Source organism: Roseofilum sp. (genome assembly GCF_982964205.1).
In genome coordinates this window covers 114213-126754 of the sequence record NZ_CEZBFX010000004.1, presented here as the reverse complement: position 1 = coordinate 126754, position 12542 = coordinate 114213, and the positions used below count along the sequence as shown (strand labels likewise).

16 protein-coding genes and 1 tRNA gene are annotated in these 12542 nt (G+C 45.8%); 8 read left to right on the top strand and 9 right to left on the bottom strand.

The window, feature by feature from the left end:
* Nucleotides 1–541: 541 nt before the first annotated feature.
* The gene (locus tag AC3A14_RS02390; protein WP_318731537.1) at nt 542–946 is read right to left on the bottom strand and encodes an NIL domain-containing protein; all 405 of its coding nucleotides are present in this window, start codon (nt 944–946) and stop codon (nt 542–544) included.
* 82 nt (nt 947–1028) lie between these two features.
* Here AC3A14_RS02390 and AC3A14_RS02385 point away from each other — a divergent pair, with 82 nt between their 5' ends.
* Nucleotides 1029–2627 carry an Hsp70 family protein gene (locus tag AC3A14_RS02385; RefSeq protein ID WP_318731536.1) on the top strand — a complete coding sequence of 533 codons (1599 nt, stop codon included), beginning with the start codon at nt 1029–1031 and terminating at the stop codon, nt 2625–2627.
* A gap of 42 nt (nt 2628–2669) precedes the next feature.
* On the top strand, nt 2670–3551 hold the full coding sequence (locus tag AC3A14_RS02380) for a Cof-type HAD-IIB family hydrolase (RefSeq protein ID WP_318731535.1): 882 nt from the start codon (nt 2670–2672) through the stop codon (nt 3549–3551).
* Here AC3A14_RS02380 and AC3A14_RS02375 read toward each other — a convergent pair.
* The 7 genes from AC3A14_RS02375 to psbH all read right to left on the bottom strand — a co-directional run bounded on the left by AC3A14_RS02375 (nt 3540) and on the right by psbH (nt 7794).
* Complete coding sequence (locus tag AC3A14_RS02375; RefSeq protein ID WP_318698713.1) at nt 3540–4376, bottom strand: DUF928 domain-containing protein; 837 nt, start codon at nt 4374–4376, stop codon at nt 3540–3542. The genes AC3A14_RS02380 and AC3A14_RS02375 overlap by 12 nt on opposite strands.
* A gap of 78 nt (nt 4377–4454) precedes the next feature.
* Nucleotides 4455–5159, bottom strand: coding sequence for a metallophosphoesterase (locus AC3A14_RS02370; protein WP_318731534.1), 705 nt, complete (start codon nt 5157–5159; stop codon nt 4455–4457).
* A gap of 101 nt (nt 5160–5260) precedes the next feature.
* Nucleotides 5261–6130 (bottom strand): SDH family Clp fold serine proteinase, encoded by an 870-nt coding sequence (locus tag AC3A14_RS02365; protein ID WP_318731533.1) that lies wholly within the window; start codon nt 6128–6130, stop codon nt 5261–5263.
* A gap of 41 nt (nt 6131–6171) precedes the next feature.
* Nucleotides 6172–6435, bottom strand: coding sequence for a DUF3146 family protein (locus AC3A14_RS02360; protein ID WP_318698710.1), 264 nt, complete (start codon nt 6433–6435; stop codon nt 6172–6174).
* Between the two features lie 42 nt (nt 6436–6477).
* Nucleotides 6478–7122 (bottom strand): aminoacyl-tRNA hydrolase, encoded by a 645-nt coding sequence (gene pth, locus AC3A14_RS02355; protein ID WP_318731532.1) that lies wholly within the window; start codon nt 7120–7122, stop codon nt 6478–6480.
* A 9-nt stretch (nt 7123–7131) separates the two neighbouring features.
* The gene (locus tag AC3A14_RS02350; protein ID WP_318698708.1) at nt 7132–7425 is read right to left on the bottom strand and encodes a TatA/E family twin arginine-targeting protein translocase; all 294 of its coding nucleotides are present in this window, start codon (nt 7423–7425) and stop codon (nt 7132–7134) included.
* A 165-nt stretch (nt 7426–7590) separates the two neighbouring features.
* The gene (gene psbH, locus AC3A14_RS02345) at nt 7591–7794 is read right to left on the bottom strand and encodes a photosystem II reaction center phosphoprotein PsbH (RefSeq protein ID WP_283760581.1); all 204 of its coding nucleotides are present in this window, start codon (nt 7792–7794) and stop codon (nt 7591–7593) included.
* Nucleotides 7795–7950: 156 nt separating this feature from the next.
* Between psbH and psbN the strand changes: the two genes are divergently transcribed.
* Complete coding sequence (gene psbN, locus AC3A14_RS02340; RefSeq protein WP_271937363.1) at nt 7951–8082, top strand: photosystem II reaction center protein PsbN; 132 nt, start codon at nt 7951–7953, stop codon at nt 8080–8082.
* A gap of 314 nt (nt 8083–8396) precedes the next feature.
* On the opposite strand, the gene AC3A14_RS02335 is transcribed toward psbN, so the two are convergent.
* Nucleotides 8397–8469: transfer RNA gene (locus AC3A14_RS02335), tRNA-Val, on the bottom strand.
* 71 nt (nt 8470–8540) lie between these two features.
* Between AC3A14_RS02335 and AC3A14_RS02330 the strand changes: the two genes are divergently transcribed.
* The 5 genes from AC3A14_RS02330 to AC3A14_RS02310 all read left to right on the top strand — a co-directional run bounded on the left by AC3A14_RS02330 (nt 8541) and on the right by AC3A14_RS02310 (nt 12443).
* Entirely contained in the window at nt 8541–9140 is a 600-nt protein-coding gene (locus AC3A14_RS02330; RefSeq protein ID WP_318701982.1) for a metal-binding protein, read from the top strand.
* 114 nt (nt 9141–9254) lie between these two features.
* Nucleotides 9255–10076, top strand: a complete 822-nt coding sequence (gene mazG, locus AC3A14_RS02325) for a nucleoside triphosphate pyrophosphohydrolase (protein ID WP_318731531.1) — start codon at nt 9255–9257, stop codon at nt 10074–10076.
* A 77-nt stretch (nt 10077–10153) separates the two neighbouring features.
* Nucleotides 10154–10357, top strand: coding sequence for a DUF751 family protein (locus AC3A14_RS02320; RefSeq protein ID WP_318701984.1), 204 nt, complete (start codon nt 10154–10156; stop codon nt 10355–10357).
* Nucleotides 10358–10437: 80 nt separating this feature from the next.
* Nucleotides 10438–10848, top strand: a complete 411-nt coding sequence (gene rbfA / locus AC3A14_RS02315; RefSeq protein WP_318701985.1) for a 30S ribosome-binding factor RbfA — start codon at nt 10438–10440, stop codon at nt 10846–10848.
* Nucleotides 10849–10871: 23 nt separating this feature from the next.
* Complete coding sequence (locus tag AC3A14_RS02310; RefSeq protein ID WP_318731530.1) at nt 10872–12443, top strand: glycoside hydrolase family 3 N-terminal domain-containing protein; 1572 nt, start codon at nt 10872–10874, stop codon at nt 12441–12443.
* Nucleotides 12444–12542 lie beyond the last annotated feature (99 nt).

Genomic DNA, 12542 nt, shown 5'->3' with positions numbered 1-12542 from the left:
GATGAAAGGATTGAACGTTTCCTGATTCGCATCTGTCCACGTGCCATAAGTTTTTCTCCGATCGCCCAATAATTCAGTCCATTCTTCCATTTTACAATGTAGGTTGGTCAATGACACACGCCCTGATTATTCCCAAACAGCTATAGCAGAGAAGGAGTCAGTTAGGACAGTTAGGTTATGGTTTGAGGCAATAGGCAATAGGCACGAATCGCAATAGAAAATGTCCTAAATCTCCTTTTTTCAGCCATAGAAAAATGCCTTCAACCCGATACTTTAGACAGTGAAACGATTTTACCAGGGTTTACCTTAGGGGTGGGCAATATGTGGGCTAAGTCTGATTAAACTCTATGGGTAATGATTCACTATTGATCTGTATTTCCTCTCTCGTCAACCCCTGATATTGACGAGAGAGAAATCATCACTTTAAGTTTAGACCTCTTGCATAATTGTGCAGAAAATAAATGGCAATGGAGTAATCCTGCATTCTTACCCCTATTCCCTATTCCCTATTCCCTATTCCCTGACTTCTGCAAGAAGTCTTTTAAAGAGTAGTAGAAATGGCTTGGACGGGACAAGCAACGATACATTGTTCACAAACGACACAGCGCGATCGCATAAAGGATAGCTTAAATGTCTCTGGATTAAGAGTGAGTGCTTGAGTCGGACAAACTCCAGTACACAGTCCACAATCAACACAGATTTCTTCATTAACAATAATCTCGCTGGTAGCTTGAGAGACTTGAATATTTTGCGATCGCATCCATTCAATTGCATCCTCGAGTTGATCGATGTCTCCAGAGAGTTCTAGCACCAGCTTTCCCACTTGATTGGGAGCCACTTGAGCGCGAATAATATTGGCAGCGACATTAAAATCCTTAGCCAAACGGTAGGTAACTGGCATTCTTACCCAACGCTGGGCAAATGTAAGGGTGACTCGTTTTTTCACTGCTTTACCCCCTAATTTGGTAGAATTTGACTGTTTATATCCGATAACAAATTTTTTTTAACTGTATCATTTCTAATCCCTTATGGCGATCGCAATCGATTTTGGCACTTCTAATACGGTCATTACCCGCTGGAATCCAGTGACTCAAACCCCAGAAATCCTCAAAGTCCCTGGATATTCCCTACAACAGGCTCCCAATCCTCCCCTAATTCCCAGTCTCGTCTATGTGGAAAATGCTGAGTTGGAACAAGTGATTATTGGCCAACCCGTGCGCGATCGCGGTTTAGATCTGGCTCAAGACACTCGATTCTTTAGTCACTTTAAGCGCGGGATTGGAACCCCTATTCAGGGATTTTTACCCCAACTCGATGGAGTGACGATTCAGTTTGAACAAGTGGGCACTTGGTTCCTAACTCATTTGTTTAATCAAATTAATCTGGAAGAGTCTCTAATTGTGACTGCACCAGTCGATGGTTTTGAAACCTATCGTCACTGGTTAGGGCAAGTTTGTCAAACTTGGTCGGTGGATAAAGTCAGGATGATTGATGAACCGACAGCAGCAGCATTAGGCTATGGCGTGGGCGATCGCAATTTAATTTTAGTCATAGACTTTGGCGGCGGCACATTAGATTTATCGCTAGTTCAACTGAATACCAATGGGATTAAAAGTGAAGAAAAAGTGGCGAATCCCCTAGGATTTGTTCTCAAATGGGGGGGGAAATCGTTTGGGGAAAAATCGGGTCAACAGGTGAAAACCGCGCGGGTGATTGCTAAAGCGGGTTTGAATTTAGGGGGTTCAGATTTAGACCATTGGATTACAGATGAATTGATTGCCCAGTATGACTTAGTTCAATCTTTGTCTTTAACTCGATTAGCGGAAAAACTGAAAATTCAATTGTCTTCCCGTACCACAGCAACAGAAGTTTATTTCGATCGGGATTCTCTAGAGAGCTATGAGTTAAAACTGACTCGTAAACAGTTTCAATCGATTTTAGAAGACCGTAAATTCTTTAGTCAACTTAATACGATTATGGCTCAAGTGCTGCAACAAGCAACCCGTGAGGGAGTGAATAAATCCCAAATTGATTCGGTGTTATTGGTGGGTGGAACTTGTCAAATTCCAGCGGTGCAAGATTGGATTAAGGGCTATTTTGAGGAAAAACGGATACGTTGTGATAAACCGTTTGAAGCGATCGCTGAAGGTGCGCTGCAATTGGTTCAGGGAATTGAATTACAGGATTTTCTCTATCATAGTTATGGTATTCGCTATTGGAATCGACGCACAAAAGGTCATGGTTGGCATCCGATTATACCCGAAGGACAGCCCTATCCCATGTCTAAACCGATTGAGTTAATGTTAGGGGCTTCCGCAGAAAATCAACCTAAACTTGAGTTAGTTTTGGGAGAATTAGGCGCACAAACCGGAGGAACAGAGATCTATTTTGATGGAGATCGCCTGATTACCCGCATTTTGACCGGCGATAAGCGCTCGGTAACACCCTTAAATGATACAGAAAATGCCCGTACTATTGCTAACTTGAATCCTCCCGGTATTCCTGGAAGCGATCGGATCAGAGTATTGTTTCAAGTCGATCGAGAGCGATTTTTAAGAATTACGGTGGAAGATTTGCTCACCAATCAAACTTTGCTCAATAATCAAGTTGTGGTTCAATTAAGCTAGATTGGGTAATGGGTTATAGGTAATAGAGGGAATTTCTATCTCATGTCTTTGAACACTTTTCCGGTTGGCGATCGCCAAAAAATCAAACTTTTAGTCTTAGATATTGATGGCACGATCTCCGGGATCTCAAACCAAGTCCGTCAACCGGTGATTGAAGCCATCGCAAAGGTAAAACAACAGGGAATTCCAGTAGCGGTGGCAACAGGACGCATGTTTTGCTCGGCTTTACGCTTTTATAAGGCGATCGGTGCGGGACTTCCTCTGATTTGCTACAATGGAGCCTTAATTCAAGACCCAGAAACGAACAAAGTTCACCACCATTTTCCTATTTCTATTCCCTTAGCGGGACAAATTCTCGACTTTTTAGAACAACCCCAATATCGAGATCAAATGACGGTTCATTTCTATATTGATGATTGTTTGCATGTGCAAGATATGGGAGAAGATACCCGCAAATATCTCGACCGAACTTCTGCACCGATTCGGGTGGTAGACAGCTTAAGAGAACGGCTGACAGTGGAACCGACCAAAATTTTAGCCCTGAGTGAGAATCTGGAGTTAATTGAAGAACTTTCAGCGGATATATGTGCGACTTTTCCTCAAGATAAACTGCATTTTACTAAATCTTCCCCCAATTTTTTCGAGATTACCCATCCCTTAGCCAATAAGGGATTTGCAGTGCAATATTTGGCAGAAACCGTATTGGGATTAAAATCAGAAAATGTGATGGCGATCGGCGATAATTTTAATGACTTAGAAATGATCGAATATGCTGGAATTGGTGTTGCCATGGGAAATGCTCCTGCTCCAATTCAGAGGATTGCAGATTGGATTGCTCCCTCCATAGAAGAGGATGGTGTGGTGACAGCTTTAGCTCAAATAATGAATGGAGGGATCCGGATTGATGGTAGATTAGGGCGCTAAAACGGTTGAAGTTGGACTCTCCGACAAAAGGGGGGCATCAACAATCTGGTCGAGTTCCACTTGAGGATGAGTAAGGATACTTTTCCAATCGGTCGTTGCTTGAGCTTGTTCTTCGCTCGATGTGGTTTGGCGCAACTGAGCTAAAGCCATGAGTAAATCGTACCATACACCCGCTTGGGCATAGATTTTAGCGCGATCGCGATCGGATTTTGCCTCCTCCAATTTGGCTCTTAAGGTGGCTTGTTCTTCTGTATTTGTGGCTACCTGAATCCAGCCCTGGGCATAGTCGCTAAAGGTATTATTACAAACGAGCTGAAAGGCCCACAAATAAATTTTTCCCGCTTCCAGTTTGGGGATCTCAGGATGTTCGCCCAGGGAAACCCCTAAGATTCCTGATTCTTGATTTAGGGATACAGGACTCTTGAATTCAGCTTTCAAAAATTGATCTTGATTGTGATGAGCGAGATTGGCTAAAGTTAAGCCAGATTGAGCTAATTTTTCTTGGTCTAATTCTTGCAAAATCAGTATCCCTTGATCTGTGGTATGCTGAGGCAAATACACAAATAGAGTAGGGGAATCTTTGAGGGTACGACCGATATTAAATTTAGGAATAATGGGTAAGAGTTGACCGCTTTTATCGGTAATACAGGGGCCGCGGGTTCCACCTGCTTGACGGCGGCTCGGTAATCCAATGTCTTCTGGAAGGTCTAAATCTTCTAGGGCTAGACTGGGTAAGGGGAATACCGTCACGCCTAAAGCTAAAAGGGTCGCTAAAGTCCCTTGAAGACGAGGCCAGGAAATGGAAGGTAACCAGGAAAATAGCATAAACAATCGATCCTCATCAGAAAAAAACAAGACGAAAAACCACTATCCGATCTCCTTTTAGTTTAACTTCAGTTTTGGTTAAGCGATCGCTATTGCTTGCGGTTGGAAGTCTCGGATATGGTTCCTTTGCCTTGCGCCTTGTTGGTTAGTCTGCCAAACCTCTCCCGTATTCACATCTAGAGCCGTTAACCATCCTTCACCACAGGCCCAAGTATCGATGCAAATAGCGTGACCTAAATTAACCGGTTGACCATTTTTTTGGCTCGTATGACCGCAGATCATCACCTTACCGGACTGATGGGGACGAGGCGATTTAAACTTTTGCCAGAATAGATTTTCATAAGGTTGTTGATCGAGGGGAAGATCCGGATCGGCAGTTGCGTGGAGGAAGAACCAATCTTCGGTTTCCCAATAGTTTAAGCAAGTTTGGGCTAAAAAGCGGTAGTGGCGATCGGGAATATCTGTGATGTTGATGGGTTCCCCATTCTCTTGAGTGCCATAGGAAGCCAGGGTTTCTGGAGTAATGCGATCTTGAGCAACCTTCTCTTCAGGAAGCGATCGCGCCAATAGGAACATTAAATCATGATTGCCTCGAATCGGCACTAACTGACCCCGTTCGTGAAGCGCAATCAATCGATCTAACACTCCCTTCGTATCCGGACCCTTATTCACGTAATCTCCAAGAGTAACAATTACATCATAATTTTGGAGATGCACCCAATTTAATAAGCTATCCAAAGCAGTGGAGCAGCCATGAATATCACCTATAGCTAAAATTCTCATATCACAATTCCATGAGACAACAGGTTCAACTCAAGCACCTCTATAATTTTATAACAAAAATTCTGAGTAATTTAGTCGTCAAGTGAGTTGATAAGCCAATCCTACTTTTCTGTATTTTTAGGGGCGGGCAAGGTGGGCGAGCGATCGTAGGGCATCGGAATATACTGAACACTGGGTCGCCGATTGGTTGGTTGAGGATACAAATCCATTAACCCATAAATCTCTTTTGGTAACCCCGTCACCACAGGTAACCCCAAGGCTTTCGCTTCGTCTGGGGGGATGGGATAATCATGGGTGACTTTACCCGTGGTTAATTCCTCAATAATCCGATTGATGTTCTCAGGAGCGATCTTTTGCTGGGGAATATCATCTTCTAATAATTCGCGCACAAACCGTTTGACTTGTTGAATGGCTTTACGGGATAAATCCGCCATAATCAACGTTCGATCGTCAATTTCTCCTAAAGGTTTATCTTCTATAACTTTGAGAATACTAGCAGCCGGGAAATTCCCCAGTTGCGGATCGACGGGTCCTAAAACTGCATTTTCATCCATAACAATTTCATCGGAAGCTAAGGCTAACATCGTTCCTCCACTCATGGCATAGTGGGGAATAAAAACTGTAACTTTGGCTTGATGGCGAATCAGGGCGCGGGCAATTTGTTCAGTGGCTAAAACCAAGCCTCCTGGGGTGTGTAAAATTAAGTCAATGGGAACATCAGGAGGCGTTAACCGAATGGCTCGCAGAATTTGTTCTGAGTCTTCAATACTGATATAACGAGACAGGGGAACGCCGAGTAAATTAATCGATTCTTGACGGTGAATCAGCAAGATCGCTCGACTGCCCCGTTGTTGTTCAAAGGCGGTTAGGGTTTGGATCCGCCGGCGGATAATTTGCCGTTGTTGCCAAGCGGGTTGTATGGAAATCAGTAGAAGGACAATGAGGATGATATCGAAGAAGGTGAAGGACATAAATTAGTTAAAAATTAAAAATTAATGATGGTAAGATTCAGTTAAAATTGGGCGCGGACGGTGAAGGTGTAATCACCGCCCGGTTCTAATTGATAATCTCGTTGTTCTAAAAATCGCCCCAGGGGTTCTTGAATGAGAGCGCGTCCTAGGGAGGGTTTAACGAGGAGTTGTCCATGGCGAAAGAGCCATTGAAATTCCCATTGATATCGATCGGCTAAGACTTCTCCTTCTAGTTTGCCTTGTTGCCAAGAGTGGCGCAATACGCGGACGTAAACGGTGGTTTCGGGTAGGCGCTGAGAACTCATATCAATTCAACATTAAAAATTTGATATCGCGATCGCTCTTCACTATGCAGCAAACAGTCGGTTGTTATACAAGTTCATGGCTTTTTCTATCCCTTGTTTGAGGCTGATTTCTACAGCATCGGCTGCTCCTGGAAGTACATCATTGATGATTTTGGCTTCTGATGGGGAAAATTTGCCTAAAACATGGGATACGGTGTCTTTGCTTCCGGTGTCTGGAGATTTGGAGGAGCCGATCCCCACTCGCAGACGCGGGAAGTCTTGGATTCCTAAGTGGGCGATCGCACTTTTCATGCCATTATGACCTCCAGCGGAACCGGATAGGCGCAGCCGTATCCGTCCCACGGGTAGATCCATATCATCATAGACAATGAGGACTGAATTGGGCGGCAGTTTATACCAATCTATGACTGCGCGAATTGATTGCCCGGAGCGGTTCATATAGGTGGAAGGTTTGAGCAGGCGCAATTTCTGCCCGTTGGCAAAGGGCGCTTCAGCAAACCATCCATGAAATTTTTTGTTGGCACTCCCGGAGGCATTCGAGCGCCGGGCTAATTCATCGATGATGTCAAAGCCGATGTTATGGCGAGTGCCATCGTATTGAGTGCCCGGGTTGCCTAAACCGACAATCAGTTGGGGGATCGCAAGAGCCGGTTGCGGTTTGGGATTTGGCGATCGCTCGCTATTCATGGTTCTTCGTTAGCTAGTTGAGGTAGAATTATTACTTGCTGTTGACGTTTCTGGAGGTTCGCTTTCAGGGGTTTTGCTCACTTCAACACTCGGTTGAATGCTAGGTTGTTCTTTTACCGAGGCTTCAATTTGGGCAGCTTCGCGCTTAAATTCCTGTTCAAATTCTTTCGAGGCTTGCTGGAAACTACGGATGGTTTTGGCGATCGCCTTGCCCATTTCTGGTAATTTCTTTGGCCCAAAGATCAACAGAGCGACAACCATGATCACAGCCATTTCCGGTAAACCAATGCCAAAAATATTCATGCTCTTCTGTTCTCCTAAATTAACTCGCGTGAAAAACGGTTTTCCCGTTACCTTTCTGCCGCGCAAAGCGCTGTAAAAAAACCCGGTTTATCAACTAAACCGAGTTTTCAGGAATCACTAAACGTTCTGAGTAAACGTTGGTTACTGTATTATGATTGCCGTATTCTACCGACCGAGAGTTGTCCAGTCTACGTCTAATCCTTCCAGAAGAAGGGATGAGTTGTAGATTTGGAGAATAATCAGCAGAAAGACTAAGAACAGTAGCATAAACACTCCCATTAGGGGGGTTGTTCCCCAGCCGGGGGCTACCTTACCATATTCCGAGTTCAGGGGTCTGAGGATGTCTCCTAAACGGGTACGTTGTGCCATGGGTCTCCTATATTCCGTTTCAATTTTCTGATTTTACACTGGTGTGGGTCTGGCAGAACTGCGAATCCTTAAGGAATCTGGCTCAACCCGATCGCCCCCAAATGTAAATTTTTGTAATACTATATTTAAGGATAGTATATCTTAGTTCAAAAACCTATGGAAACTGCAACGGTTCTTAATATCGGCATTGTAGCGATCGTCTTGGCCTTAACTGGTGTTTCGTTATATACCTCGTTTGGGCCGCCCTCGGAAGCCCTAGACGATCCCTTTGAAGATCATGAAGATTAGGAAGATATAGTTATAGAACCGATTTGAAATCTTGTTAACCAGATGCTTTGGTACAGTTAGAACTGTTCACTCCTGAGAGAAATCTTGGGGGTGTTCTTGTGTCTTGTCATTGGAGACAACACCCTGAGTCATTTAAGCGCCAACCAAGAAACCATTGAACAACAAAAAGATTATCTCTAGTATGGCGACTTCTTTCTGTCCCCTGTCTTTTTCTGGTGCTAAATTGGTTTGGTGCGAGATTATGTGCGAGTTCCCTGCCTTAAAAGCACGATGCGCAGTGGCTGGATTCAGTATTATAAAAGGCTAAAGGTGAATGGGCGGTACCGGGCTCGAACCAGTGACATCCTGCTTGTAAGGCAGGCGCTCTACCAACTGAGCTAACCGCCCCCATTTGACTCACAAGAACCTATTGTAGCAAACTGGATTAGATAACGCAAGCTTTTTGTGAATTAATTTTTATGCCTTCTGGTGCTACCCACGATCGCATTACCCTATGGAGTCTCCCCCTAGTGACTGGAGCAACTTTAGCGATCACCCGCAGTAGTGAGTTAACTCTATGGGTAGCGGGGGGATTTCTGTTTGGAGGATTGATCCTCAGTCCGGATCTGGATTTGCGATCGCGCCCCTTTCGGCGTTGGGGATGGTTTCGCTGGCTGTGGATACCGTATCAAAAGAGCTTACATCATCGCTCGTTTATCTCCCATGGTGTGCTGATTGGAACGGTGGTGCGGGTAATCTATTTGCTCTTTTGGATCGCTGTGTTCGGATTTCTCATTGGGGCGATCGCCGTTCAATTCTCTGCTATCGCTTGGGGTTGGACGGATTTAGGTGAATGGATCTGGAGGACTTTAAAAGAACATCGCTGGTCTGGATTAGCCCTATTTGTGGGATTAGAGCTAGGATCGATTAGCCATATTTTAGGCGATCGTATCGGTTCCACTTACAAACGCTATCAAAAATATGGCTGGTCTGGCCTATGGAAAAAACGCCCCACCCGTAAAAGTGCCCCCCGTCGTCGCTCCACCGCTCGTAAACCGACTAAGAGAAAACGGAAATAGTTTATGGTAGTAGGGGCGGGTTCTCCTAGATTTAGGTAACTCATCAGTTACTTTGGTAAACCCGCCCTAATTCCCATTACCGATTACCGATTACCGATTACCGATTACCCAAACATGAGTAATTCCGAATCATCGACCGCCTCCAGCTTAGAAGCCATGCAACGGCTGATTGAAGTCATTGCCCAGTTGCGATCGCCCTCTGGAGGGTGTCCTTGGGACTTAGCACAAACGCCCCAATCCCTGATTCCCCATGTGATTGAAGAAGCCTATGAAACCGTAGATGCCATTCGGGGAGGAGATCAAAAGGCGATCGCCGAAGAATTGGGGGATTTACTCATGCAAGTGGTTTTGCAAGCCCAAATTGCCCAAGAAAACGGAGACTTTACCTTCAAAGAAGTCGCTGATGGCATTAGTGACAAACTGATCCGTCGCCATCCCCATGTCTTTGCTGATATTGAAGTAGAAAGTGTCGAAGACGTTAGACAAAATTGGGAAGAGATCAAAGCGGCTGAAAAAGGAAAAGCCCCTAGCTTATTGACAAAACTTGAGCGATATGCATCAACTTTACCGCCCCTAACCGCAGGCATGAAAATCTCCAAAAAAGCAGCTTCTGCTGGTTTTGAATGGGATGATATTGAAGGGGTTTGGGGTAAATTTGAGGAAGAACTAGCTGAATTGAAACAGGCTGTCGCCCATGAGGATAAAGCCGCTCAACAAGGAGAACTCGGAGATGTGCTATTTACCCTGATTACTCTCGCTCGTTGGTTAGAGTTAGATCCATCGGAAGCGTTACACGGAACCTATGGCAAGTTTTTGAAACGCTTAACCATCGTTGATGCGATCAGCGATCGCCCCCTATCCGAATATACCCTAGACGAACTAGAGGAACTCTGGCAGCAAGCGAAAAAGAGTGAGGGAATAGGGAATGGGCAATAGGCAATCGGATTGTATCTACTCAAAGGCGGTAGAATAGCTAGAGACCTGTTCACTTTTGGCACTCTAAACTCGATCCCATGGGAGACTTCTTTCAGAACGTATCGCGCTATCCTCGGTACTTAATTACCTTCACGCTAGGCATTTTCTTCTTTTTATTCAAATCTGTCCAGCCACTCTTTCGCACTCCCCTAACGGCGATCGCCACTTTGGGACTTCTAGTTTCCAGCTTAGTCTTCCTAACTCTGACATTACGGGCTATGCTAGGATTAGCTTCGGTGTGAAGATCGCATCAAACAAGATTCGGACTTTAGACCCGAGAAAAAAATAACCGCTAATCACCCCAAAATGTGGAGGAAGTCTTATGGCTAACAGTCGTCGTGTCTCTCGCGTGTCCTCCCAAATTAAACGCGAAGTCGGCCAAATGTTACTTCATGGCATTAAAGATGACCGAGTAGGGGCGGGTATGGTCAGCGTTACCGATGTGGATGTCTCTGGAGATCTGCAACATGCTAAAATTTTCGTCAGTATTTACGGTACGGAAGAAGCAAAAGCCGAAACCATGGAAGGATTGGAGTCTGCAACGCCCTATGTTCGGTATGAACTCGGCCATCGGATGCAGTTACGGCGCACTCCAGAGGTGGTATTTTTAGAAGATACCTCTTTGGAAAGAGGCGATCGCCTTTTGCATCTGATTAACCAGATTTCCCACGAGCATCATCCCCTCGAAGATGAGGACTCAGAAAGGATTGTCTCCGCTGAAGACAATGAGTAAAGCGGTCAGGCAGGTGTAGAGCAATGGTACATTCAACTTATTCTTTTCATCTGCCCGATCCAGCTTCTCTTTCCTTAGAACAACAGGTTGCCCAAATGGTAGTCATTCGGGCAAGTGGCTATTTGTTCGATCATCAAATCCGCTACCCCGATTGGGAACCGCCCAATGACACCCTAAAAGCCTGGATTGCTCAGTGGGGCGTGGGTGGTGTAATTTTAGTCGGTGGAAGTGCGGCGGAACTGCACGATCGCATTAACCGTTTGCAGAGTTGGGCAACGTTTCCCCTATTGGTGGGTGCAGATGTGGAGGAAGGAGTGGGACAACGCTTTAGTGGCGCTACCCATTTTCCGCCTCCCATGGCACTGGGGGCGATCGCCGAAAAATCCCCCCAAGCAGCTCGCCACTATGCCCAACAGATGGGGGAAATGACGGCAAAAGAGGCGATCGCGATCGGCTTAAATTGGCTCTATGCGCCTGTGGTGGATGTGAATAATAATCCCCAAAATCCGGTGATTAATGTGCGAGCGTTTGGGGAAACACCGCAACGGGTGAGTCAATTAGCTGCCGCCTATATTGAAGGAGTTCAACCCTATCCGATTTTAACCACAGCTAAACATTTTCCCGGCCATGGAGATACGGCGGTAGACTCCCATTTAGAACTGCCGGTGCTTCCCCATTCGGAAGGGCGGTTAGTCGAGATTGAGCTACCCCCGTTTCAGGGGGCGATCGCCGCTGGAGTCGATAGTATCATGAGCGCCCATTTGCAGATTCGGGCTTGGGATGAGCAATATCCTGCCACATTATCTCCCACAATTCTCACCCAGAAACTGCGCCAAGAATTAGGCTTTACCGGTTTAATTGTCACCGATGCTCTGGTGATGGGAGCCATTACCAAGCATTATGGCAATAACGAGGCAGCCGTTTTAGCCGTGCAAGCCGGTGCTGATATTCTGCTCATGCCCCACGATCCCCCAGGAGCGATCGCCGCCGTCTGTGCCGCTGTCAGAGCCGGAAAAATTGCCCCTGAGCATATCCAATCCTCCGTAGAACGCATTTTTCAAGCGAAACAAAAGGTTAAACCGAGACCAGATTCTCCGCAATTTCCCCAAACTCTGGGCAACCCAAAAAACCGCCAATTAGTGCAGTGTCTCCTTCGAGATGCCCAGGAAACTGGTGGAAATCTGCCCCCCAATTCCCAAGGAGGATGTAATTTAATTGTTGTCGATGATGCCTTAGATTGTTCCGTATTGGCAAAACCCGCGCCTGCCATTCTGATTCCAGCAGCTAAGGGATATCGGTTGCAACTTGTAGACCGTCATACTCCCAGTTTATCCTCCCAAGGTCAAGAGCCAACCTTGTTACAATTGTTTGTACGTGGTCATCCCTTTCGTGGGAGTTCCACGCTGAATGAAACGGCGATCGCCTGGTTTGAAGCCTTGCTTAAAACCCATCATCTGCAAGCCTTGGTTATTTATGGTAGTCCCTATATCCTGGAAGTTCTGCGTCCCCAACTGCCCGATAATGTACCTTATGTGTTCAGTTACGGACAAATGCCAGACGCACAGGCGATCGCTCTCAAAACCCTAGGCTTTTGAAAGATCCCTCTTTAGCGAAACGGCGAGAAGCCCCGCCCTCTACTCTAGCGAGTAGAGAGTCGGGATGAGAGACGAGAGAAGAAAGGAGTTCGATGCCCC